At 68.6% G+C, this 341-nt stretch carries 1 protein-coding gene; it reads left to right on the plus strand.

Going from position 1 to position 341, the window contains the following annotated elements; genetic code table 11:
- Positions 1-341, plus strand: a 341-nt coding sequence (locus RAD04_RS38510; protein ID WP_461627947.1) for a chemotaxis protein CheW, incomplete at both ends; no start/stop codon positions are given.

Raw genomic sequence — 341 nt, forward strand, 5'->3', positions numbered from 1 at the left:
GTCCAGGACGTGTTCATGCCCGAGCGCGTCACCCGCGTGCCCTTGTCCTCGCGCGAGATCGCGGGCGTGCTCAATCTGCGCGGCCGCATCGTCACCGTGGTCGACATGCGCGCCCGTCTCGGCCTGCCGCAGCCCGAGGACGGCAAGGTGCCGATGGCGGTCGGCGTCGATTTGCGCGGTGAATCCTATGGCCTGCTGATCGACCAGATCGGCGAGGTGCTGCGCCTGCCCGAAGCCGGCATGGAAGAAAACCCCGTCAACCTCGACCCCCGCATGGCCAAGCTCGCCGGCGGCGTCCATCGCCTCGAGGGACAGCTCATGGTCGTCCTCGACGTCGATCG

The organism is Bradyrhizobium sp. 25ACV (assembly GCF_054863005.1).